This window comes from Dyadobacter endophyticus, from assembly GCF_014641595.1.
Lineage (GTDB): Bacteria > Bacteroidota > Bacteroidia > Cytophagales > Spirosomataceae > Dyadobacter > Dyadobacter endophyticus.
Map to the genome: position 1 here is coordinate 74573 of NZ_BMIA01000004.1, position 24465 is coordinate 99037.

General features: G+C 49.9%; 15 protein-coding genes. 11 read left to right on the forward strand and 4 right to left on the reverse strand.

Features of this window, described 5'->3' with window-relative positions:
- Together IEY24_RS25040 and IEY24_RS25045 are read left to right on the forward strand one after the other, a co-directional pair.
- Positions 1-987, forward strand: a complete 987-nt coding sequence (locus IEY24_RS25040; protein ID WP_188937540.1) for a type I glyceraldehyde-3-phosphate dehydrogenase — start codon at positions 1-3, stop codon at positions 985-987.
- Between the two features lie 51 nt (positions 988-1038).
- Positions 1039-1449 carry a nuclear transport factor 2 family protein gene (locus IEY24_RS25045; protein ID WP_188937542.1) on the forward strand — a complete coding sequence of 137 codons (411 nt, stop codon included), beginning with the start codon at positions 1039-1041 and terminating at the stop codon, positions 1447-1449.
- A 209-nt stretch (positions 1450-1658) separates the two neighbouring features.
- Here IEY24_RS25045 and IEY24_RS25050 read toward each other — a convergent pair whose 3' ends face one another.
- The 3 genes from IEY24_RS25050 to IEY24_RS25060 form a co-directional block, all read right to left on the reverse strand.
- Positions 1659-2048 carry a RidA family protein gene (locus IEY24_RS25050; protein ID WP_188937545.1) on the reverse strand — a complete coding sequence of 130 codons (390 nt, stop codon included), beginning with the start codon at positions 2046-2048 and terminating at the stop codon, positions 1659-1661.
- A gap of 92 nt (positions 2049-2140) precedes the next feature.
- Entirely contained in the window at positions 2141-2707 is a 567-nt protein-coding gene (locus IEY24_RS25055; RefSeq protein WP_188937548.1) for a Crp/Fnr family transcriptional regulator, read from the reverse strand.
- A gap of 147 nt (positions 2708-2854) precedes the next feature.
- On the reverse strand, positions 2855-4849 hold the full coding sequence (locus IEY24_RS25060) for a T9SS type A sorting domain-containing protein (RefSeq protein WP_188937550.1): 1995 nt from the start codon (positions 4847-4849) through the stop codon (positions 2855-2857).
- Between the two features lie 249 nt (positions 4850-5098).
- On the opposite strand from IEY24_RS25060, the gene IEY24_RS25065 reads away from it, so the two are divergent.
- From IEY24_RS25065 to IEY24_RS25100, 8 genes are all read left to right on the forward strand, one after another.
- A complete protein-coding gene (locus IEY24_RS25065) occupies positions 5099-7201 on the forward strand; it encodes an HRDC domain-containing protein (protein WP_188937552.1) in 2103 nt (700 codons plus the stop codon).
- A gap of 124 nt (positions 7202-7325) precedes the next feature.
- On the forward strand, positions 7326-8252 hold the full coding sequence (locus IEY24_RS25070) for a ketopantoate reductase family protein (protein WP_229223114.1): 927 nt from the start codon (positions 7326-7328) through the stop codon (positions 8250-8252).
- Positions 8253-8365: 113 nt separating this feature from the next.
- Positions 8366-9043 (forward strand): RNA polymerase sigma factor, encoded by a 678-nt coding sequence (locus IEY24_RS25075; protein ID WP_188937556.1) that lies wholly within the window; start codon positions 8366-8368, stop codon positions 9041-9043.
- A 106-nt stretch (positions 9044-9149) separates the two neighbouring features.
- Positions 9150-10226 (forward strand): FecR family protein, encoded by a 1077-nt coding sequence (locus tag IEY24_RS25080; RefSeq protein WP_188937558.1) that lies wholly within the window; start codon positions 9150-9152, stop codon positions 10224-10226.
- Between the two features lie 218 nt (positions 10227-10444).
- On the forward strand, positions 10445-14017 hold the full coding sequence (locus IEY24_RS25085; RefSeq protein ID WP_188937560.1) for a SusC/RagA family TonB-linked outer membrane protein: 3573 nt from the start codon (positions 10445-10447) through the stop codon (positions 14015-14017).
- A gap of 16 nt (positions 14018-14033) precedes the next feature.
- Entirely contained in the window at positions 14034-15773 is a 1740-nt protein-coding gene (locus IEY24_RS25090) for a RagB/SusD family nutrient uptake outer membrane protein (RefSeq protein WP_188937561.1), read from the forward strand.
- 165 nt (positions 15774-15938) lie between these two features.
- Positions 15939-21548: a cellulose binding domain-containing protein gene (locus tag IEY24_RS25095; RefSeq protein WP_188937562.1), complete on the forward strand. Its 5610-nt coding sequence runs from the start codon at positions 15939-15941 to the stop codon at positions 21546-21548.
- A 280-nt stretch (positions 21549-21828) separates the two neighbouring features.
- On the forward strand, positions 21829-22311 hold the full coding sequence (locus IEY24_RS25100) for a glycosyl-4,4'-diaponeurosporenoate acyltransferase CrtO family protein (RefSeq protein WP_188937564.1): 483 nt from the start codon (positions 21829-21831) through the stop codon (positions 22309-22311).
- 89 nt (positions 22312-22400) lie between these two features.
- Here the strand turns inward: IEY24_RS25100 and IEY24_RS25105 are convergent, their stop codons facing one another.
- Positions 22401-22877 carry a group II truncated hemoglobin gene (locus IEY24_RS25105; RefSeq protein WP_188937567.1) on the reverse strand — a complete coding sequence of 159 codons (477 nt, stop codon included), beginning with the start codon at positions 22875-22877 and terminating at the stop codon, positions 22401-22403.
- Positions 22878-23186: 309 nt separating this feature from the next.
- Between IEY24_RS25105 and IEY24_RS25110 the strand changes: the two genes are divergently transcribed.
- On the forward strand, positions 23187-24461 hold the full coding sequence (locus IEY24_RS25110) for a sensor histidine kinase (protein ID WP_188937571.1): 1275 nt from the start codon (positions 23187-23189) through the stop codon (positions 24459-24461).
- The last annotated feature ends 4 nt before the right edge of the window (positions 24462-24465 follow it).

A 24465-nucleotide genomic window follows, 5' to 3' on the forward strand; every position in this document is an offset into this window, starting at 1 on the left:
ATGAAAAGAATAGCGATTAATGGTTTCGGAAGGATAGGCCGGGCAGCCTTGAAAGTAATCACTGCAACGGAAGGGCTCGAAGTAGTGGGTATCAACGATATGATGAGCATCGAGAATGCGGTTTACCTTTTGAAGTATGATAGCGTTTATGGCAAGTACGACCACAATGTAACGGTCGAAGGGAACGACATTCTGGTAGACGGTAAGGCAATCAGGTATTCAACGACCAGGTCTATCGATGATTTGGCTTGGAAGGAGCTCGGAGTGGATGTGGTGATCGAGAGTACGGGCGTATTTACCAACTACGCCGATTCGGAAAAGCATATCAAAGCGGGTGCACGCTTTGTGGTCATTTCGGGTCCTACCAAGGATACGCCTACGATCGTTCATGGCGTCAATACCGAAGAAGGAAAAACGTCGATCTTCTCCTGCGCGAGCTGTACTACCAATAATATCAGCCCGATTATCGAAATCCTGGGCCGCAGGATCGGCATTAAAAAGGCCATTCTGAACACCACGCACGCATACACAGCCTCGCAAGCGCTGGTAGATGCTCCCTCGAAGAAAGAACCGCGCATGGGCAGGGCAGCAGGCATTAACCTGGCACCGGCTGCAACCGGCGCGGCCATTGCCACAACCAAAGCATTGCCGCAATATGCCGGCAAATTCGATGGCGTTGCCGTGCGCGTCCCTGTTCCGGTAGGTTCCATTTCCGACATTACATTTATCGCCGAACGGCCGACGAGCGCGGAGGAGATCAATGCAATCCTGACGGAAGAGGCTGCTTCTGCAAGATATGAAAAGGTGGTGGCTGTAACAGACGAGCCGCTCGTTTCAACCGATATTAAGCAGAGCCCCTATGCCGCGGTAGTCGATCTGGAAATGACCCGTGTGGTCGATGGCGATCTGGTGAAAGTGATGGCCTGGTACGACAATGAATGGGGCTTTACGAATCAAATGATCCGGCAAATAGCGGAACTTGGCTAGCCACCCCGACGGTTTTCGAATTATCACAAATTTAACACAACAGTATATAGCATGGAGCAAAAACCCCCATTCCCGCCATTTACATTGGAAACTGCACTTCAAAAAGTGCAACTGGCCGAAGACGCCTGGAATAGCCAGGACCCTGTGCGTGTATCGCTCGCGTATACGAAGGACACCGAATGGCGAAACCGTTCGGAGTTTATCAATGGCCGTGAGGATGTGGTTCGGTTCCTTACCGCCAAATGGCGCAAAGAGCTGGATTACAAGCTCAAAAAGGAACTCTGGGCATTTACCGATAACCGGATCGCGGTAAGATTCGAGTACGAATACCACGATGCAGCGGGGCAATGGTACCGTGCCTATGGAAACGAAAACTGGGAGTTCAACGGGCATGGGCTCATGCAACGCCGGTATGCAAGTATCAACGACCTGCCAATCAGCGAAGCCGAGAGGAGATTGTAACTGCATGATAAAGATCAACTAAGAGCGGTTGTGACGGCTCATGACAAATCTCATGGGTTGTTAGCAGATGGTCGATGGTTTTCTCGTGCGGCATGTTTTTTGATAACCGTTGAATTTACCAGTCGAAGCGGCTTAATAGCCTGGCCGAATCCGAACAACGGTAAATTCAACGTTCAATTTTATGTGGAGCCAGGGCAGACCCCCGGAACTTACTTTACAACAGTAGCCTCCAACTCCACTGACAACGTTTCAAAAAGCGATTTCACTTCAAAGAAGGTTGTTGCTTGTTTGATTTCGTTTTTCGCAACCCAATCACCGAACGTACCGAAGCATTTGAAGAATTCCTCCTGATTGGTCGTGTAAACATTTAGCCGGACAATGTTTTTGCATTCGTAGCCAGCTTCGCTGATGACCTTTTCTAGGTTACTTATCGCGATCAGCAGCTGCGTTTGCATATCTGCCGAGCTCGATGTACCATCAGCATGTACGGCTGCTTGTCCGGCACAGTACAGCGTGCTTTCAACGTGCTTCACTTCTATACCCTGCGCATAGTGGCGCTCGTTCTGCCATTGCCAGGGATTGATGACTATCTTTTCCATTTTTGCTTCAGTTGATTTCTATGCAAACCTACTGAGGGCGCGGGAAATCATCCCGTGAGGTACCTCACGACTTTGCTGTGAGGTACCTCACACTAAAAGCTCATCCTGCTGAGTGTTTCTCTGGAAACGCCCAGATAAGCCGCCAGTTGCGTTTTGGGAAGACGTTGCAGTAATGAAGGATGCTGCGCCGCGAGTTGTTCATAGCGTTGTTGCGCGCTGGAAGTCATCAACGAAAGAATGCGGCGTTGGGATGCCAGGAAGCCGGCAATCACCTTTTCCAGAAAGAAGCGCTCGATTTTTGGCAGACCGGTACGTAGGGCATTGAAGTCGTCCAATGACAGGCAAAGCGCTTCGGTGTCTTCGAGGCATTCCATGGAGAGTGTAGCCCTGGTGCGGGTGTAGTATGCCTGAAAGTCGTTGTCCCACCAGTCTTGCATCGCGAAGGCCAAAATATGTTGCTTATCGGTGGTCTCGTCGGTATATACCAGCTTGGTCAAACCTGAAAGCAGGAAATAGTTATAAGGCACGGGCTCGCCTTGCTGTACCATAAACTGGTGTTTCTTGAATTTCTTAAAAATAAAATGCTTTTCAACAAACGCGAATTCTTCGTCAGTCAAAAGCACCAGCTTCTCGATATGTTGCCGCAGATTTGATTCCATTCTCTGGGGATTTCAATTAAAGAGCTATGCTCCGGTGATCTTTTTGTGATGACCGGGCTTGTCCAAAAAGGGAATTTATTTGGTATGCTGTCCCAATCCCCGGATTTGTTTCAAATTTGTAGGGACCACGGCGCTGATACTCCCGCGCTACCTTTTTATCACAAATTTCCGGTTAGTGCTTTCGCCATGGATATCCGTCACCTTGACAATATACACTCCGGCGGCGAGGGAAGAAATATCTGCTTCGCTTTTGCTCGCGTTTTCAAACCTTTTTTCCTGTACGACCTTTCCAGTTACGCTTAATATCTGGTAATTCCTGAGGGGTACTTCGTTTTGGAAAACAATTTGGTCGAATGCCGGATTAGGGAAAATTCGCAGACCGCCCGGGCTGGTGAAATTCACCGATACTATCTTTGAATACGTGTAGGTTTCATCCGAATCGACCATTTTGAGCCGGTAAAGATTTTCGCCATGAACCGGGTTTTCGTGCCGGTAAGAATATTTTTTGGCTGTATTACTGGTGCCAGCTGAGCCTATTTTATGCAATGTTGCCCAGTTTTTTCCATCTGTTCCGTGCTGAACTTCGAAGTGATCGCTGTTGACTTCGTCCGAAGTTTGCCAGTTTAAGTCTACTACTTTTTCATTCAACCTTGCGGAAAAATCGACGAGTGTTACCGGGAATGCTATCGCGTTATCCATCGTGATGAAAAAACCGGAAAAGCCGGAAGCCCAAAAGTTAATCCGCCAGCAGTCCAGCTCTTTGTCCCAGATTACTTTCGTTTCGGGATCAGCCAAATAGTCGGTGACCGCTCCCCCGGAATAATTACCGGGAGTTGCGGGTTGCGACAACGGCAGCCCGTGTGCCTGCCAAACCCTCAGGTTCGAAAACTTTTCCAGTTCCTCGGTCGAGTTGTTCGACGGCAATTTGACACTACTGTGTTCGTTAAAGGCATCAAACTCGGCTTGGGTGAAGTAGAGGCCGACTTGGTATTTGGCAGTGGGGGCAATGGCCTGGACAGGTTCAAAATCATAATGTCGCTGCAAATATGGCTGGCCCTTATACACACCAACTTGGGGCTCGACATTCACCTTTACAGTTATTTCCTTCCCTGAAAAGGACTCTTTATAGTTATATAAGGTTGAGAAGTAAGCAATTTGTTGACAGTCCTTTGACACCGAAGTATAAAGAGAGTTGGGAAATACGAAGGTCTGTGACGAGCTGGTAGCAGCGACAGCTGTAGGTAGATTTACTTTGTAATCGATACTGGCATACTGAGTACTGCAGCCATCCTCATGCCAGGCGAGGAAAGACGTATTTCTGTCGTCCACCGTCGATGAAATATTGGGACCAGTCCCCAGGCGGCGGCCATTTCCCGATGCGCTTTTCTGCCATTCTACCAATCCGGTGTTAATTCCTACGCCCGTTGCCGTAAGATTGACTTTTGTCCACGGACAAAGAGTATCGGATGGATCAGTTTCGGCAAGGATTGTCAATGATCCCGAAGCACCGTTGGGGTAAATGGTAAATCTTTTACCGCCCAGGCTTTCAATACCTCCCACGGTGCAGGTAGCACAAATAGACCGTGGAGTGGTCATCGGGGATAGTACCAGGGCTGTTAAACCGTTATATTCAGGCATGTAACTTTTTATTTGATAGTTACCCTGCTGGTTAATATAATACCATTTGATTGTTCCGGGACAGCCGGAGGCAGTAATTGTTATGGGCACATCCTTACCAGCGCAAATTGGAAGTCCTGTGAGAACAGGCTCGGGGGACACTGTTTGCGCAGGAAGCACTGTCACTGTCACCACAGCTTTATATTCGCTGGACGCGTCTTCCGCAAAAATGTAAATAACAGTTCTTGGCTCAATTCCTGAATTCTGCAATGTAACCAACGATTCTCTGTCGCCCCCGGCGGTAGGTAACCCTTCGCCAAACCAAAAAAAAGGACTAATTCCGCCTGGGCCTCCCGCGAATCCACTCAGTCTTATGCTCTGACCGGCATATACCGTTGGAGCATTCGGATTAGGAAACGCAACGCCGGATGTGGGTTCAAGAGCTCTCGCATAAGTAATGGTTCCAAACGCGTGGGATGTGAGAGGGACAATGAATACGATGAGAATAAGAAGAGCTGTTTTCATGTATGTATAGATTGTTTATTTCTTCTAATTTATAATAAAATTTCAATAATATAACTGCTTGTAACTTATTAGTTATCTGACGGTTATTATTAAACAAGGGGACGGCGGCTGGAAGTCTTGGAACGTAGCCCCGGTACTTTCCGGTAGTGCACTCGTCTGCCCAAAGGTGTATGTTTCCTGGCTTGCTAAAAATCAGAAAAGTATTTCCGCGGACTTCGGATTCAGGTTAATTTGCAGTAAAAAACCGGCATGCAACTCGACATTCATCATCAAACTATCCTCGATTACCTGACACTGACCGATAAACCTATCTTTCTGACAGGAAGAGCGGGAACAGGTAAGACAACTTTTTTGCAACATATCCGTCTGAACCTGGCCAAAGAAATGGTCGTCGTCGCTCCGACGGCCGTGGCGGCCATTAATGCGGGAGGCGTTACGATACATTCTTTTTTCCAGGTTCCGCTGGGCCCGTTAACGCCTGGCGTACGCGGAAAGAGCCAGCCACAGCCAGCCATACGGTCTGTGAACCCGGAGAAAGAGAAAATGCTTCGGCGAATGCAGCTACTAATCATCGATGAGATCAGTATGGTGCGCGCCGACACGCTGGACTACATAGACGCCCTTCTCAGGCTTACGAGGGCATCGGCAAGGCCCTTCGGAGGAGTGCAGTTGCTGATGATCGGCGATCCTTACCAGTTGCCGCCAGTTGCCAACAACGACTGGGATTTGCTAAGCCGCTTCTATAAAAGCCCGTATTTCTTTGATAGTCTGGTTTGGGGCTTGTCAGGCTTTCTGACCTTTGAGCTGTCGCGCGTTTACCGTCAGAGCGATCCGGTGTTTATCGACATCCTCAACAATGTCAGAAATGGTGAGGTAACAGAAAAGACGCTTTCTACACTTAATGCACGGTACATTTCCCGGCCGGATTCAGAGCTATCCGAATACGTTACACTTTCCACTCATAACCAAAAGGTCAAGGAGATCAATCAGCAGTGGCTCGACGCGTTGCAGGCTCCCGAACATCTCTTCAGTGCGACTATCTCCGCCGATTTTCCTTCCGAGGCATATCCGGCCGAGAAGGAACTGGTCCTAAAAGAAGGAGCTCATGTGATGTTTATTAAAAACGACAGCTCTGGTAAAAAGCAATACTACAACGGGCGGGCCGCGCGGGTCTCGCGGATCGACAACGGGCGTGTTCATGTCACATTTATAGATGATGGCTCCGACTTTGTTGTAAGTGCGGAAATCTGGCAGAATGTGAAATATGCTTTGTCGGAGACCGAGGGGAAAATCAGCGAATCCAGCGCGGGGACATTCACGCAGTTGCCGTTGAGACTGTCCTGGGCCGTAACTATTCATAAAAGCCAGGGCCTGACCTTCGACAAGCTGGTGGTCGACGTCCGCACCGCATTTGCGCCCGGGCAGGTGTATGTGGCCCTGAGCCGATGCCGCTCGCTGGATGGGCTTGTGCTGCTTCAACCGGTCGGTTCAGCCAGTGTTATGGTGGCCCCCGCAGTGAAAGCATTTATGCAAAATGCCTCGATTAACGCGTACGATGGCTCGGGCCTGGCTGCGCAGCGGCATGACAGTCTAAGGGAAGCGGTGATAGACCTGTTCGATTTTTCAATCCTGGCGGAGTCCTGGGAACAGGTGTCAGGGTTTATCAGAGGAAATGAGCTGCTTGATGGGCTTGTCCGGCAGAGGACCGACGCCGTATCGAAATGGATTAATATTGATTTAATAAAGGTCTCAGCCAGCTTTCGCAGGCAAGAGTTATTGGCGCTCCTGGATTCTTCGCAGGGGCGGAGCGCACCAGCCTTGCCCGAAAGACTGACCAAGGCCATCGGCTATTTCTTTTTCAAACTCAATGAAGTCATGCAGGAAATAGGCGAATTGCTCGCTCAATGCGACCGGCGCGCACTGGACCCTGACTTCCATTTGTCCGCGGCGCGGCTAAGGCACTGCATCGGGCTGAAAACGGGAATCTTTTTGATGTTGCCCGAAACCAGGAGCCTCGATGAATTGGTTTCGACGGCTGCAAAGGCGCTGAGCGATTATCGGTCTGATAAAAGCGAGACCAGGCCGGTGGCGAGCGGCAAAAAGCAGCCAAAAGTCGATGCGGCGCTCTTCGATAAATTGCTTGAATGGCGCGCCGGTATTGCCGGTCAGCGAAACGTACAGCCATATACGATCGTGTCGGATGCCGTCTTAACGCAGGTGGCGCAGAAAATGCCGGGCACATTGACCCAATTATCCCAAATCAAAAATTTCGGACAAGCGAAAGCCGCGGATTTCGGGCGGGATATTATTCGCATTATTCTGGCAAGTAATGGGACCAGTCAGCTTTTTTAGTGCTGACAGGCTTTTGGCTGGAAACTGTTATTGTTGAAAATAACAAAACTGCATCTGTTATTGCGGCGTTTCGTTCTTCAATTTTGTAACGAACAGAAACAGTAACCAAGCAATGCATTCGAATATGGAACACATTTACATCGTCGGTTTGGGGGCGATCAGCAGGGCGCTGGCGGTTTTTCTTAGATTGTCCGGCAAAAGGGTTACGATTATCAGAGGTAGCCTCAACGACGGAAGCTATAAATCAGCCCATTTTTCAGCGCGGATGCCGGATGGAACGGTGTTGGAAGCCGAGGTTACCGTGGCCGCTTTAAACACATTTTCAGCGATCGATGGGATCATTGTGGTGGCGAGCAAGTCTTACGCAAACAAACAACTTGCCATTGACTTGAAAGAAAAGATCGGCAATTCTCCTATTGTGCTTTTGCAAAACGGTTTGGGTATAGAGCAGCCTTTCGTGGAGCAGAACTTTCAGGAAATATACCGAGCCGTTCTTTTCGTGACCAGCCAGGTGATAGACGATGCGACTGTCCAGTTCAGGCCTGTCGCTGCCTGTCCCGTCGGTATTGAACGCGGGAGCATGGAAAACCTCAGTAAAATCGTAAGCCAGCTGACCACACCACAATTTATTTTCGAAACCAAAGCGCATCTGAAGAACATTATCTGGAAAAAGGCCATCATCAACTGTGTGTTCAATTCTGTATGCCCTTTATTGGAAGTTGACAACGGCATTTTTTCCCGCAGCCCGCACGCAATGCAAATCGCACGCAGGATTATTTCGGAATGCCTTTCCATTGCACATCACAAAGAAATATGGCTAGTTCAAAAAGACATCGAAGACAGTTTGCTGGAAATCAGCTTTGCCTCAGACGGCCAGCTGATTTCGACTTTGCAGGACATTCGCCGCCAGCGGAATACCGAGATTGATACTTTGAACCTGGAAATCGCGCGGATGGCCGAAGGGCTGGGCAAAAGCGAAGCGGTGCGCGAAACCAAGCTGCTGGGAGAGCTGACGAAAATGAAAGCTCAAATCTGCCTTTCCGGCCGATAGAATAATTGTACAGGCTACAATTATTATTAAAATAATTCTGATATTTACAAAATTATTCCTAAAACCAACCGAGACACAACGACACAGGCCAGGCTCTTGCCTTAGGGACAGGTATGCACCTGAATTTAGCAGGCCAGGAGCCTTTCCCGGATTGCAGCGATGATAATTTTAAAGGATATTTCAACAGGATGTCTGAGCAGGAGAAAGAATTGTGGAAAGCTTTTCAAGGCGGCAGCAAGGATGCCTTTGAAGAGATCTTGCGTATTTTTTATCGTCCTATGTTCGATTATGGTTTTAGGTTTCAAAGGGATCACGACCAGCTGAGTGACGACATTCACGACCTGTTTTTAAGCCTGTGGGACCGCCGCGCATTCCTGACGCCGACCACCAATTTGAAACTCTATCTGTTCAGCGCATTGCGGAACCAGATATGGCGGGCGAAGAAAAGACTGTCGTTGACCCAAGAGCTTCCGGACGAGGAGGATGACAGCCCTTTTGAGGAAACCGACGATGCGGAAACCCGGATTATCCGCGTGGAAGTGACCGAGCAGCAACTTTCCAGGATCGACTTTGTCATGTTAAAGCTCACGAAACGCCAGCAGGAAATTCTGCACCTGCGTTTTTTTGAGAACCTGTCTAATTCCCAGATAGCCGAGGTGCTAAACATTTCGGAGCCTGCGGTATATAATCTGCTGTCCCTCTCGCTCAAACTTTTCCGCAGCTACTGGAAGACCTGTTTCAATGCTTTACTGTTTTTATTGTTGATTTGTAAGTTTTTTAATATCAGCTAGTTACTTTAATTCTGTGATTTTGTCGTAAAATAATTCATATTTTTTGATGAGATAATAACACAACGTTTACCATATGAGTACAAGCAATTCCTAATTGTGCTTAGATATGGATAAATATAATCATTACAATATTGATTTTTTTCTCGCGGATGACCAGTTTGTGGAATGGGTGCATTCGGGGGAACCCATTCAGGGAACGCGCTGGGAAATGCTGATGAACTCGGATCCCGCCGCCAGGGCCGAAATGGAACAAGCCAGGCTGCTGATCCTGGAATGGAAACACCTGCCGTCGCAACTTTCGGATCAAAAGCTTTCGGATAACATCCAGCGGATCATGACGAGCGTCGATGTACGGGACGAAATCAGCACACCTTTTTATGCTGCATTTGGTATTTGGTATAAAATCGCTGCCGTTTTGTTGCTCACCGTTGGGTTGGCATGGCTGCTGACAAGGAAAAATAGCAGCACAAAGGATTACACTTACGAGAAACTTACGGCAGGATCCGGATCAGAGCTGGTTGAAATTGCAAACGACCGCAATGCCGACCATGAGGTCGCGCTTCCCGACGGTAGTAAGATAACACTCTCGAAAGGCAGCCGGATCAGTTATTCGAAACACTTGCTGGGTGACTCCACCCGGGATGTCTATTTGAAGGGAGACGCTTTCTTTTCGGTAGCGAAGGATAAAAAACACCCCTTTCTGGTTTACACCGGCGGACTCGTAACGCGTGTGGTGGGTACGAGTTTTAAGATTTCCTCCCGCGGCGCCGATGTTTCCGTGGCTGTGAAATCGGGCAAGGTTGCCGTGTACAGGATGCAGGAATCTGAAAATGATCAAAAAGAAGGCCTTTTGCTGGTACCAAACCAGAAGGCGGAGTATATCAGTGAAAAGAACTTGATTTCTAAAAAACTGGTGGAAAATCCGGTCGTTCTGCAGGGCCAGGAGGAAACACTTAGCTTCGACTACGTAGAATTGCCCGTCTCCAAAATATTCGAATCGCTGGAAAAAGCGTACGGGATCAGGATTATTTACGACGCAGAGACTTTCGGCAACTGCAATATTACTATTCCATTCAGGGAAGAGCCTTTTTTTACCAAACTCGACATCATTTGCCGGACTATACAGGCCAAATATGTCGTCTCGGGTAACGAAGTGGTGATTTCAGGAGCAGGCTGCAACTAAGACCTTGTTCAACTAAATCAATTGGATATGCAAATAAAAACTACTTAAAAAAAGCCGGCGATGTGTCCAGCATCACCGACTATGTTTAACTCCCCATTTTCTCGCGTTCAACGAAGCTCTCAGGAAAGAGTCAGGGGAAGGTTTTATCTAAAAGTTTCAAAAACCCGTGTCAAATTATGAAAAAAAGAATTTGGTGGCATCACTGTGCCTATTTAATTATGAAAATCAGCGTCCCGTTCGTGTTGATACTGTTGCTGGCAGGGATGAGCCACGCAAGAACTGGCCTTGCGCAGGAAATGCTTAACCGAAAGGTGAGTATTGAGGCAGAAAACATGGAGCTTAAAGTCGTCCTGAACAAGATATCGAAATCCACAAAGGTCCGTTTCTCCTATGTGGTCGGTGTGGTGAGTAACCGAAAGGTGAGTATCTCGGTCAAAAACGGAAGATTGGAGGAAGTGCTGGAAAGGCTGCTTGTACCGCTACGTATATGGTATTCCGTTGCCGATGATTTTATCATTTTAAGTAAAGAACCTGATCCCGCACCGTTAAAAACGGGGTCGCATGAAATGGATGCTTCCCAATCGTCCGAATACCGGGCCACGGTTTCCGAAAGGTCGGTTTCGGGGCAGGTCCAGGCCGAAAACGGGGAGAAATTACCGGGTGTCAATATCACGATAAAGGGAACCACTACCGGTACTTCTACGGATGCCAACGGCCATTACTCGCTGGTTGTGCCCATGGATAATGCTGTTTTGGTATTCTCATTCGTGGGGTTCGCATCGCAGCAAATACAGGTAGACGGCCGGTCGAAAATCGATGTAACGCTGCTGGTCGACAATAAGGCACTGGAAGAGGTGGTAGTGGTTGGGTATGGTGAGCAAAAGAAGGAAACATTGACCGGCGCCGTTTCTTCAATCGATTCGAAAGTTTTTCAGGATCGCGGCGTCGTTTCGAATCCGTTGGCTGCCTTGCAAGGACAGGTACCGGGTGTGATTGTGACCCGCAGCTCGGCAGCGCCGGGGCAGGAGGGCTGGAATTTCCAGATCAGGGGCGCCGCTTCTTCCAATGGCTCCGAACCTTTGATTATTGTAGATGGCATTCCCCTCGTCAATTCAAGCGCATTGAACTCCATTAATCCACAGGATATAGACAATATCTCCTTTTTGAAAGACGCCTCGGCGGCGATTTATGGCGCGCGTGCGGCAGGAGGTGTAGTGTTGGTCACTACCAAAAGGGCTAAGTCAGGGAAAGCGACCATCCAGTACAATGGCTCGGTATCGCAAAAAAGGATGGGTTTACGGCCTTCCTTTCTGAATGGGGACCAATATGGTAAATATTTGCTGGAAGCTATCTCCAATGCCTCCACAGGCGGAGTGCCGGACGAAAACTGGATTTGGACCAAGTACGCCAGGGCGTGGATCAACAGACCTGCCAGCGGGTACATCGATAAAAATACCCCCGAATATATTGCGGGCGGTGAAACGATCGGATTTACGGATGTTAAAGATTATACGTTCTTCGATACCAATCCGATCGATCTTTTGTGGGGAAACGGCCGGGCTGTCTCCAACCAGCATGACCTGAGCCTGGCTGCCCGCAATGAAAACCTGGGCTACCGGTTGTCTTTTGGTTATCTCAATGACGGCAGTATGCTCAAATGGGGCGAAAATTCCAGCAAACGCTACAATACCCGTCTGGCTTTCGATTACACTTTTTCTCCGCGTTTTAAACTGGAAACCAATATCTCGCTCGAAAAAAACGACGTGATCGTACCAAGTCGTCAGGGGGAAATCAACTTCGGTTCGCAGCCCGGATTCCCGGTAGCGACCGTCAATGGCAAGCCGTACGCATGGGGCACGCAGCCCGCCCGGAACTGGCTGCTCGAATTGGGCGGAGAGAATAAGACCCTGAACAACCGGGTGTTTGTGAATACGAAACTGGAATTCAATGTCGCCAAAGATCTGAACCTCGTTGCGCAGGCCGGGTACAACTGGGCAGCGACGGAGGGCAAGAACCAGTACAAATACATTTCGGAGATCTATAACTATACGGAAAGCTACCAGTATCAGGCCAATCCTTCACAGGCGCAATCCTGGTACGAGCGCTCGCTGAGAAAGGATGCCTATTTCAATACCAATGCTTTTCTGGAATACAAGAAGGTGTTGAACAACAGCCATAATATCAGCGTGTTGGCAGGAGGTAATTATGAACGGGATGAATTCAACTATTTTTCCAGCCGCACAGGATACCTGGCAAGCAACGATGTGCCTGCGCTTGGCCTGAGCCTGGGCGACAACACCACCCGCTCTAACGTCGAAGTGGGTAACCACTGGGCGATCGCATCCGCATTCGGCCGTTTCAATTACTCTTTTAAGGATAAATACCTGTTCGAAGCGAATGCCCGCTATGATGGCTCTTCCAAATTCGACGCAGCCAACCGGTGGAAATTCTACTCGGGAGTTTCGGCTGGATGGCGGATCACCCAGGAAAATTTCATGAAGGATATCAAGCTTTTGGATGAACTGAAACTGCGCGGGTCCATTGGTACCGTGGGAAACCAAACCGGGATCGGGCTTTATGACTATATCCAGCTGACGAACCTCAGCAACGCAGGAGCTATCCTGGGAGGCTATACCTCACGCTCGGTTACCGCCGCGCCCTCGGACACCCTCGTAAGCCTGAACCGGACCTGGGAAACCATCCGCAACTCCAATATCGGTGTCGACTTTGCATTGCTCAACCACAGGCTGACCGGTAGTTTCGATTATTTCTGGAAAAAGAACAAGAATATGCTGCTGCCCCAAACCTACGCCGCTGTGCTGGGTGCCGTAGCCCCGACAGCCAACATTGGCCAGCTGAAAGTGTGGGGATGGGAAATGTCCCTGGGCTGGCGCGATAAGATCGGAAGCGTTTCCTACCACATCAACGGTACCCTTACCGACAATAGCAACAAACTCGTGAATTACGGCGGAAATAATATCGTTGCTGCCGGTAAAAACAAAATCGAAGGATATGCGCTGGATTCTTACTTCGGATTGAAATATGCTGGCCGTATTCAAACGGATGATGAAGCAGCGGCTTATGCAGGGCTCGTGCCGGGAAGCAGTATTACGAACATGCCGGGAGCTACGCAGATGATCAGGGGAATCAATATGTACCAGGATATCAACGGCGACGGCAAGCTGACCAACGCCGGGGCCAACCAGTACCTGCTCGGGAAAAAAGACGCGAGCGGCAAACCAGTCGCGGATGGCGACGTAGTTTATCTCGGCAGGAGCGACCCCCGCTATGTTTTTGCCTTCAATATGGGTGCCGAATGGAAGGGCTTTGATTTCTCTGCGGTCTTTCAAGGGGTAGGACAACGAAAGATCTACCGTCGCTCCGACTGGAGTACACCCTTCGGTACGATCTGGCAAGGCCATGCCGACTGGTGGGTGGGCAAAACCTGGACGCCCGAAAACACAAACGCTGAATTACCAATCCTGACCACGGCCACCAACAAGGGATTCGGGAACTATGCCAGCTACAATTATCAGATCTCAAACTGGTCCATGCAAAACGGGGCTTATGTGAGATTAAAGAATATCGTGCTCGGCTACACGCTTCCCCAGCCACTGACCAGACGGGCGAAAATTGAAAAACTGCGGGTGTATTTTTCAGGTAGCGACCTCTGGGAGCTGACCAAGGTAAAGGATAAGTGGGACCCGGAACAGACCGACAGAGTCGACGGCGGGGCGCAACGCTACCCATTCTACCGGCTGTTGACTTTTGGTGTAAACGTTACATTCTAATCCGAGAAACTGAAATATGAAAAAGCAACTATATAACCACCTGATCATTGCATTGGTGACGGCTGCATGCATTGTAGTACCCTCGGGCTGCAAGGATGCCCTGGACCTGCAACCGCTCGACCGTGTGTCGGACGTTTCCTTCTGGCAGGAGGCTACGGAGTTTAAACTGGCGACTAACAAATTCTATGACTACTTGCGCTCCTTTAACAACGGTAACGGGGATGGGCACAGCGGGTCCGATCTGGGCGCCGACCGGGGCTCTTTTGCAAGAGGCACCAATACGATCGTTTCCAATGACGGCAACTATAACGATGCCTACAAATGGATACACAACATCAATTACATGTTGGAAAAAGCAAAAGACTTCAAAAGCCCGGATCAGATCAAGACCTATGTGGCTGAGGCGAAATTCTTTCGTGCATATGTTTATTTTGACAAACTGCTTACTTCCTACGGAGGCGTAATCCTGATCAAAAATGTGCTTACCACGGAATCTCCCGAGTTGAAGGCCGCACGCAGCACCCGCGACGAAACCATCGATTTCATTATCCAGGACCTGGAAGAAGCGATTGCGGACCTGCCTTTGGAAAGCGATATTACGGCCGTCGATAAAGGGCGTGTGAGCAAAGGTGCGGCACAGGCCTTCTTGGGAAGGGTGTGCTTATACGAAGGCACGTGGTTGAAGTTCAGGAACCAAAATGCCACAAGAGCCAATGCATTGCTGGATAAATCGATCAGCAATAGTAATGCGGTGATTACCAGCAATGCTTACTCGCTGTTCAAGCCACAAGCTTTGGGCGATTCAGCACTGAAATACTTGTTTATTCTTGAAAACCAGAAATCTAATCCTGCCAATATCACCAAGTCTGCCAACCAGGAGTACATTCTGGCGGTTCGTTATGAGTCGAACAACCTGCTCAAAACGATCCCTAACCAGATTTCTTTCGGAGCATTGGGGGCAGATATGAGCCGCGTTATGGCAGATATGTACCTGTCCGCTGACGGTTTGCCGATCGGTAAAACGAAGCTGCCGTTCAGTCGCGCCACGCTGAAATCCGAATTTGCCAACCGCGACAACCGGATGCGCTACTTTATGATGGTGCCCGGTTACCGGTACTGGCAAAATGCCACGAACTGGCATATCAACTGGGACTGGAGTGCCACCGATTTAAAGAATGCACGCCTGCCCCACGATCCATGGAGCAATGATATAACGGGTTACAGCAACCAGCAATGGGCGGCAGAAAGGCAAGTCCCTAACTCGCAGGAAGGATACGACTACCCGGTCATCCGTTTGGCAGAGGTGTATCTCAATTATGCAGAAGCCGTGTACGAAAGGACCGGATCCATCAGTGATGAGGATCTGGATAAGTCCCTTAACCTGGTCCGCAGCCGCGTAAACAGCACCATGCCGAAGCTCAGCAATGCCTTTGCTACCGCCAACGGATTGAAAATGCAGGAAGAAATACGCCGCGAGCGAGCTGTGGAATTGCAGGGGGACGGCCTTCGGATGGACGATCTGAAGCGTTGGTATATTGCGCACACCGAATTGGCCAAGCCTGTCCTTGGCGTTCGTTGGGCTGGTACCGAATACGCCACCAAATACACGACCAACCCCCCGGCGTTGACGGCCGAAGGCGACGTGATCGCCGATCCGGTTAATGAGCGTAAATTCACCGAGAAAAATTACCTGATCCCGCTGCCTACAAACCAGTTACAGCTGAACCCTAATCTGGTTCAAAATCCCGGCTGGTAATAACCGCTTCCCTCGCTTCGAAAATTATAGTACCAAGGATACCTTCCTGACGGGGTTGGCGGATATTCCATCGCCAATCCCGTCACACCGATCACCATTTCAACACCTCCTTCGATAACTGAGATGAGCGTAATATGTTAAATTTTACTATCTAAATGTATGACTATGAGCATTGTAAAATTACCTCATGCAAGAACACTACTTACCTTCATTTGGATGTGCTTCTGGTTGTTGGGCGGGGCGCGATCGACAGCGCAGGCCCAGACGTTTACACACCCCGGTGGTTTACACACGCAGGCAGATCTCGACCGGATGAAAACGAAGGTGGCTGCCGGTGAACATCCCTGGATCGACAGTTGGAATAAACTCATTACAGATCCGCAGGCACAGAACACCTATGCGCCCGCCGCAAGGGCAAATATGGGTTCCAGCCGCCAGCGGGCCGATGCCGACGCGCATGCCGCCTACCTTAATGCGCTTCGCTGGTACATTTCCGGCGACACCACCTATGCCGAATGTGCGGTACGGATCTGTAATGCATGGTCTTCGGCGGTGAACCAGGTTCCCACCGGTACGGATATTCCCGGTTTGAGTGGTATCCCTATTTTTGATTTTGGAATGGCGGCCGAATTGCTGCGCATTTATCCCGGATGGGCCCCGACGGATTTTTCGCGCTTTAAAAATATGATGCTCACCTATTTTTATCCGGTAGCCCATAATTTTCTTGTAAACCACAATGGGTCCTGTATCAGCAACTACTGGTCCAACTGGGACATCAGTAACATAGGCGCCATTCTGGCGATGGGGGTGCTCTGCGATGATCAGGCCAAATACGACGAGGCCGTGGATTATTTTAAAAACGGCGCAGGAATGGGAAGCATCATGAATACGATTCCCTATGTACACGCGGGCAATCTCGGGCAGTGGCAGGAAAGCGGACGGGACCAGGAACATGCACAGCTTGCGGTAGGAATGCTGGCGTCTGTATGTGAGATCGCCTGGAACCAGGGGCTCGACTTGTACGGCTATGACAACAGCCGTTTGTTGGCTGGGGCAGAATATGTGGCGCGAACCAATTTGTCGTTGCCGGTCCCTTATACCGCCTACAATAATTGCCAGAATGCAAACCAGCTTTGGGTTTCGATTAATGGAATGGGCCGGCTGGATGATCGTCCCGTTTGGGAAATGATCTACAACCATTATGTGGTACGCAAAGGGTTAAGCGCTCCCAATGTAAAGTCAATGGCCCAATTGGTAAGGCCTGAACACGGGAGTGCCGACCATTTTGGTTACGGCACTTTGGCATTCACGCGGACCGCAGCCGCTTCGCCTTACCCGCCTTCGCCGGCTCCTCCTGTGCCCGCAGGGCTGAGTGCAACGGCTGGTGTGGGCCGGGTATTCCTGAAATGGACACCCGCAAATGAGGCCACTACCCAGGGATACAACATACTGCGTTCTACCACGAGCGGAGGACCCTACACCTCCATTGCCTCCTGGAAAGAGAACACCTATCCGGAATATACGGACGGCACGGTGGTCAATGGTACAACCTATTATTACGTAATATCTGCCAATAACCAGTCGGGCACCAGTGGTGTTTCGGCTCAAACTACGGCCACTCCCATGGCCGCAGCGGGTTTGCCGGCCGGTTGGGCGAGGCAAGATATCGGGACGGTAAGTGCGGCGGGCAGTGCCAGTTATGCCAATGTTTCCGGAAGCACGTTTATCGTCAATGGTTCGGGGACTGGCATAGGCGGCACTTCCGATTCGTTTGGCTACACTTATGGAATAGTTACCGGCGATTTCACCATGACGGCCCGGCTATCGGCGGTAGGCGGAACTTTAAGTAAAACGGGCATTATGTTTCGCGAATCACTGGCTCCGGACGCGAAGGCGGTCGTGATGAAGCTGGGCGATGCAGGCTGGCGGCAGGCGGGTGTGGGAACACGGGCCGCTGCGGGGGGAAATATGAGCTGGGTAGGTGCGAATGATTATACGTGGATCCCTGCCTGGTTCAGGATACAGCGGACGGGCAATACTTTCACGGCCTATCAGTCTTCAGATGGTGAAACCTGGTTTACCATCGCGACCAGCACGGTGGCAATGGGCAATACCTATTACGTGGGATTTGCTTCATGTTCAGGCAGTGCGACGGGCGCGTTGGCCAATTCTACTTTTGATAACGTGACCCTGGCAGGCGGGGACAGCACGGTGCTTCCGGGCCCGACAGGCCTGACTGCCCAGCCGGGTAATACGCAAGTTACGTTAAACTGGAATGCGGTAACCGGCGCCGCAAGCTATACGTTAAAACGCGCAACGGTCAGCGGCGGGCCTTACACCACGGTTGCGACAGGTCTTGCCGCACTGAATTATATCGACACCGGGCTTTCAAACGGTACCAGCTACTATTATGTCGTTTTGGCCACGAACTTTGCAGGTGAAAGTCCCAACTCTTCGGAGGTAAATGCCACACCGGTACTTGCGCTGGCCCCCGTTCCCGTGGGCGTGACGGCTAGTTCTGCGTCTGCCAGCCAGATTAACCTGTCGTGGACAGCCAGTTTAAGCGCGGTTTCCTACCATGTAAAAAGAGCCACAGTGAGCGGAGGCCCATATACGACCATTGCCAGTCCTTCCACGACCAGCTACATGGATACCCCCTTGACAACCTCCACGACCTATTATTATGTTGTTTCGGCAGTAAATGCGATAGGGGAGTCGGCCAATTCAGCACAGACGAGTGCGGTGCCTGGCAAGGCTAATTATTATAAATTCGATGAAACCGGAGGTACTACGGCGGTCGATTCATGGAGTGGGAGAAACGGAACGCTTGCTTCCGGCGCGACTTTGGTGCCGGGTGTGGTCAACAATGCCGTCAGTCTGGATGGTACTGCCAATGGGTTTGTTACGCTACCGGCGGGCCTGGTTAATTCATTGAACGATTTCAGTGTTGCAACCTGGGTGAAACTGGACGCTTCCCCGAACTGGGCGCGTATTTTTGATTTTGGATCGGGGACGACAAATTACATGTTTCTGACGGCCAAAAACGGAGCTAACGGGACATTGCGTTATGCAATCACCACGGGTTCCGGCGAACAGCAAATAACCACCAGCTCGGTGATCGCCACCGGCGCGTGGACGCACATAGCTATGACGCAGTCGGGTACAGTGGGGGTTTTGTATGTAAATGGTGTTGAGGTTGGACGAAACGTCAATCTGACCCTCAAACCTTCCAGTTTGGGGAATGCGACCCAGAACTGGATCGGCAAATCGCAATTTCCGGATCCGCTTTTAGCAGGTAAAATAGATGAATTTCAGATTTACAGCCGTGCATTAAGCGCTTCGGAAATATCGAATATCATGATCCTTTCGACACCTCCGGCAGCACCAGCACCGTTGTCGGTTACGGCGGGAAACAACCGCGTGACGTTAAACTGGACGGCTCCTGTGGGCGCAAGCGGTTACAATGTGAAGCGGGCCGTTGCCCTTAGCGGACCTTATACAGTGATTGCCAATGTAAATACGTTGACTTATGTCGACACGGCCGCTACCAATTGTAATACCTATTTCTATAAGGTATCAGCCATTAATAATGTAGGAGAAGGGCCCGACACGTCTCCCTCCGGCCTTTCATTGGGAGGGAAGTTAACCGGCGGTACACTCGTAGGTACCGAAGGCTCGTTTGGCAATGTAGCTGCCACCACCAAAGCTGCCGCGGTGGATGGCAACCTGGACACCTACTTCGATGCTCCGCAGGGTAGCGGGTGGGTTGGATACGACCTTGGTTCCGGCGGGATTAGCGTGATTACACGTGTGCGTTACGCGCCACGGGCCAATTTCCCTGTACGAATGGTGGGCGGCGTTTTTCAAGGGGCCAATACTTCGGATTTCAGCAATGCGGTAACGTTGTTCACGGTCACTGCTCAACCGGCGGTCGGGATATTGACGGAACAGATCATTTCAAATGCCACACCATATCGTTACGTCCGGTACCTGTCGCCGGGCAATGGGTTTGGCAATGTCGCGGAAGTCGAGTTTTGGGGATTGAAAGCCAACGCTCCGGTCATTACAAGCTCCACGGCTACCCGGGACCTCGTATTTGGCACAGCATTCGGTTACACCATCGAAGCGACCAACCGGCCAGATCATTTCAGCGCTACGGGCCTGCCCGAAGGTTTAAGCCTGAACACCTGCACCGGTATCATCTCGGGTACATCTACCGTTACAGGCACGTTTCCCGTCATTTTGGAAGCCGGTAACACCTGGGGGGAAGTTACCGACACGTTGGTGCTGGTGATCAAACGAAATCAAACAATTTCCTTCAATGCTTTGGCTAAAAAGGTCATCGGAGATACCGATTTCGTCCCGGCCGCGACGGCCTCTTCGACATTGCCCGTGAGCTACACCAGTTCGGATACGACGGTGGCCACGGTTGTCGGTGGAAAGCTGCATATAACAGGAGCAGGAACCACCACCATTATAGCCGTTCAAGCCGGCAATGGCCATTATTATGCGGCGTATTCTGTAAATCAAACGCTGACGGTCGCGCCTCTTCAACTTAAAATACAATACCAGAATGCAGATTCCGGTCAGCCTGCCAACAATGTGATCAAACCTAATCTTAAAATTGTCAATAACGATTCCGTTGCGGTGGCTTACGGCGAACTTACGGCCCGGTACTGGTTCACTGCCGAGAATTATGCCGGTATCAACACGTGGGTCGATTATGCACAACTAGGCAGCGGCAAAGTGAAAATGAAATACGTTGCGCTCGCCCAGCCGCGCAACGGCGCCTATGCCTATATTGAATACAGTTTCGATGCATCGGCAGGTACGCTGGCAGCGAATGGGAATTCCGGAGAGATTAAATCGAGGTTTGCGAACACCGACGGCAGTTCGCTGAACGAAGCGGACGATTATGCTTATCTGGCGTCATCCGCTTACGTTTTGAATGACCACATGGCCCTTTACCGGAATGGATTGTTGGTATGGGGCACGGAGCCAACCCTTGTCGCGCCGGTTGTCGCGCTTAAAGTTTATTCAGAAAACAAGAGCTCAAATGTGAATTCCAACACGATCAGTACCTATCTGAAAATCAATAACGAAGGCAATATGCCTGTCAACTACGGGGATGTAAAAGTCCGCTACTGGTTCACGAGAGAAACTGCCGCCAGCCTGAACTATTGGACAGATTACGCGAAACTTAGTGCCGCGAATGTCAGCGGGCAGTTTGTGACGGTGACCCCGGCCGTTACCGGTGCGGATACCTATCTCGAATTAAGTGTGAATCCTGCCGTTGGTAGCTTTTATCCATCGAGCAGTACAGGCAATATCCAGTATAGGATCGCTAAATCGGACTGGTCGGCTTTCAGTCATACCAATGATTATTCCTACAAACCAGTGGGGAGCTTCGCGGAAAACGCCCACATTGGGGTGTATTACCAGGGAACGCTTATTTATGGAACGGAGCCATATGCTACCGGCGGAAGACTGTCCGCGGAAGGCCCGGATAAGGAGTCGAAGGCTTTTGAAGTGATTATCCAGGGTAACCCCTTTATTGGCGATCAGGCTGTCGCCGAGATTCGCGGGGCCGGTGGACAATCGATTCAAATGACGCTGACCGATATCAACGGTAACCGGTTAATGCAGCAGGATTTGAAAATAAAGTCAAATCAGGAGAACCATACGATTAGCATGAATGGCAAATCGAACGGATTGTATCTGCTTCGGATGGCAAACAGGGAAAATACCGTTACGATCAAATTAATTAAACAGTAAGTTTTTGCAGTATTCCTATCAATCAATAGCCGCCCTGAAAAACCGAATTTGTTTTTCAGGGCGGCTATTGATGTATTGTTATAAAACGCTTGCGGTTCTATTTCAATCGCGCGGCTAGAACATTTCCCATTTAGTGCTTAGATTCAACCCCAGGAAACGGTTAGAACCAATTAATCAAAAAATAACAGGAAAAGATATTTCTCTCATGCTTCTTAAATGGGTCAAAATAGTGCTTCTAGTCTGTTTGGCGACGGCAACTTTAAGCTTAATGCTGCTTTATATGGATATTACCTCCGGAGCCTTTAGTTTAGGATTTAACTTCGCCCTGATGTTCTGGTTCACGATACTTGAATCTCAGCTCAGGCCGACTTTGCACTCACGATACTTTAACTCCTATCCTTTTGAAAAACAAGGGGCGTTGTACCGGATGCTGGGCATCGAGTGGTATCGGGCCATTTTAATCAAAAGTGGATGGGAAAAGATCAGACAACAGCAGACGCCCATTAAAAAAAGCCTTTCCGACTTTCAAGCATATGAGCGAGGAACCCGGGTGGCCGAAGTTGGGCATATAGTTGTCGCCGTGATCGTTTTGATAGTCAATGGCTACGTTCTATTTGCCTATTCAGCGCGAAACGCCATTTGGCTATTGGTATTCAACATCTTGTTGAATGTTTACCCTGTTTTATTGCAACGGTACACCCGTCCCAGGCTGCAACGTATGATTGAAAAATTTAAGAAAGTGAGGCCCGCCATCAGTCAATAGCAAGCAGGATTTACCGATACCAATAGTGTAAAAAGTAAGCTGGGCAACCTTTACGTATGCTTTAAAAGCAGTGATACGGGCACCTGCTTTCATCCCAGAAAAGGACCTCCCGGAACGCCCCAGCCCCATTTGGGCATTGGCTCTTCGGGGTTCATTTGCAGCTCGTCGCTGTGAGAGTTGATGACAGCAATCCGCGTGCCCCATTCGATGTAGGCTACGAAAGCGGAACGGAACTCCGGATCGTCGGGCAGATTGATTTCATCTGCGGTTTCCAAAAGCAGCGAAACCCAACGCTGACGATGCTGCTCGGTGAGGTGCCTGGCCAAATGCTTTTGGACCATTTTAAAATGGCTTCCCTCAGCAGTACTGTACCATTCGGGACCACCCAGAACCTCCGCGATGAAATGCGCAACATGCTGCTGATGTTCGGGCGACATATGTTTGAAGACCGGTTCCAAGATCGGGTCTTTCAGTACTTTTTGATAGAACAAATCCGTCAGTCTTTCGAAAACAGGCATTCCACCGGCCCATTCGAATAGTGTGGGGATTGTAGATTTTTGATCCATGAAGGCTGATATCTAACGACTTTTCAGATGCACAAACTCCGGAAAATTGGAGTATTGTAAAGGTAACAAATGGAATGCCACCTTTCATACGAAATTCCTGCTACGGTCTTTTGCATAGTGCAATGGTTTTTGTTGGCATAATAATTGCTGACTTTGGAAGTAGCAACAATTTCCAAGCCTGACGCGATGAGTGAAATCCGTCATTTAGTTTAACCTCCCTACTTGCACTAAACGCCTGGTCGCCTAATTAGGAAACAACTTCCGGACAAACCGCTCCTGCCGGACGTAGGCAATTTACCAGGTTCCACAATGATATCTTATAATGATTCTGACGGATCTTCCGTCGGGCACCTTACACTATTCCTCGCGGAAAGACAGCATGACCTGCTCGACAACTGGCGTACAGCCTGTGGGAATGATTTTTCGCTGAAAGGGGCCGAGAGCCTGAGCAGGGAACAATTTATCAACCAGGTTCCTGCAATGCTTAACGTGCTGGGGCAGCGCTTGAATGGCGAAGCCGACAGAGAGGATTTCAGGCTATTAACAGCCGGACATGGACTTCATCGGTGGCAGAAAGGATATGACCTTTCCGATTTATCGGCCGAAATGCACCACCTGAACCGTCTTTTGCTTGGAGAGCTTAGGGCGTTCTGGAAGCTCAACCCCTCTACGAATGCCAGTCTGGCATTCAGCTATGAACACCTCGCAGAGTTTAGTAACGAGATCAACACGGGCAGTATCACCCAGTATGCCGATCTGCAACGGCAGGCTGCTTTGAACCGGGCGGAAGCATTGCAGAAAACGCTAGCCGAATTAAATGAAATCGGGAAGCAGCGCAGTGATTTGTTGCGCAACTCCTTCCATGATCTCAGGGGAAGTTTCACAGCACTTCAGGGCGCAGCCTCGCTTTTAGAAATGGTGAATAACTCCGATCAGGAACGCAAGGAACTGTTGGAGATATTGCGCCGCAACCTGGTGAACTGCCGCACACTGGTTACGCAGCTGATGGATTTGGCCAGGCTCGAAGCAGGGCAGGAGGTGCTGCAAATCAAATGCATCGATGCCGCCCAAATGTTGACGGACCTGGTGTCGAGGTACCAGCCACTGGCCAATGATCGCGGCCTTATATTAAATTGCGAAGGCCCGGCTAGCTTACTGGTCGAGTGCGATCCCATTCACCTTCAGCGTATCGTACAAAATCTGGTACTGAATGCCTTGAAGCATACCGAATCAGGCTGGGTATCGGTGGGATGGACTTTGGGAAATGACAATTGTTGGACCATTAGTGTACAGGATTCCGGCCCTGGACTGCCAAATGCCATTCAGAACGATTTTTTTGCACAGACGGATGATTCGTCGCTTCACCCGATGGAAAACGTCAACATGACTGCGGACGACAGCTGTCATCAGGAAATGCTCCTTACTCCTTCCCCTCAAACAGCGTTTTCCCATAAAGGCGAAGGCATTGGCCTGTCCATTGTGAAAGGCTTATGCGAACTGCTGCGGGCAGGTCTTAGTATTGAAAGCAGGCGGGGAGAAGGCACAACTTTCAGGATAAAGCTTGCAACCTACTGGCAGAATTAACACG

Excerpts from the sequence above, each read along its gene's own strand:
- IEY24_RS25040 (WP_188937540.1), top strand. The coding sequence starts at position 1 with ATGAAAAGAATAGCGATTAATGGTTTCGGAAGGATAGGCCGGGCAGCC.
- IEY24_RS25045 (WP_188937542.1), top strand. The coding sequence starts at position 1,039 with ATGGAGCAAAAACCCCCATTCCCGCCATTTACATTGGAAACTGCACTT.
- IEY24_RS25050 (WP_188937545.1), bottom strand. The coding sequence starts at position 2,048 with ATGGAAAAGATAGTCATCAATCCCTGGCAATGGCAGAACGAGCGCCAC.
- IEY24_RS25055 (WP_188937548.1), bottom strand. The coding sequence starts at position 2,707 with ATGGAATCAAATCTGCGGCAACATATCGAGAAGCTGGTGCTTTTGACT.
- IEY24_RS25060 (WP_188937550.1), bottom strand. The coding sequence starts at position 4,849 with ATGAAAACAGCTCTTCTTATTCTCATCGTATTCATTGTCCCTCTCACA.
- IEY24_RS25065 (WP_188937552.1), top strand. The coding sequence starts at position 5,099 with ATGCAACTCGACATTCATCATCAAACTATCCTCGATTACCTGACACTG.
- IEY24_RS25070 (WP_229223114.1), top strand. The coding sequence starts at position 7,326 with ATGGAACACATTTACATCGTCGGTTTGGGGGCGATCAGCAGGGCGCTG.
- IEY24_RS25075 (WP_188937556.1), top strand. The coding sequence starts at position 8,366 with ATGCACCTGAATTTAGCAGGCCAGGAGCCTTTCCCGGATTGCAGCGAT.
- IEY24_RS25080 (WP_188937558.1), top strand. The coding sequence starts at position 9,150 with ATGGATAAATATAATCATTACAATATTGATTTTTTTCTCGCGGATGAC.
- IEY24_RS25085 (WP_188937560.1), top strand. The coding sequence starts at position 10,445 with ATGAAAATCAGCGTCCCGTTCGTGTTGATACTGTTGCTGGCAGGGATG.
- IEY24_RS25090 (WP_188937561.1), top strand. The coding sequence starts at position 14,034 with ATGAAAAAGCAACTATATAACCACCTGATCATTGCATTGGTGACGGCT.
- IEY24_RS25095 (WP_188937562.1), top strand. The coding sequence starts at position 15,939 with ATGAGCATTGTAAAATTACCTCATGCAAGAACACTACTTACCTTCATT.
- IEY24_RS25100 (WP_188937564.1), top strand. The coding sequence starts at position 21,829 with ATGGATATTACCTCCGGAGCCTTTAGTTTAGGATTTAACTTCGCCCTG.
- IEY24_RS25105 (WP_188937567.1), bottom strand. The coding sequence starts at position 22,877 with ATGGATCAAAAATCTACAATCCCCACACTATTCGAATGGGCCGGTGGA.
- IEY24_RS25110 (WP_188937571.1), top strand. The coding sequence starts at position 23,187 with ATGATATCTTATAATGATTCTGACGGATCTTCCGTCGGGCACCTTACA.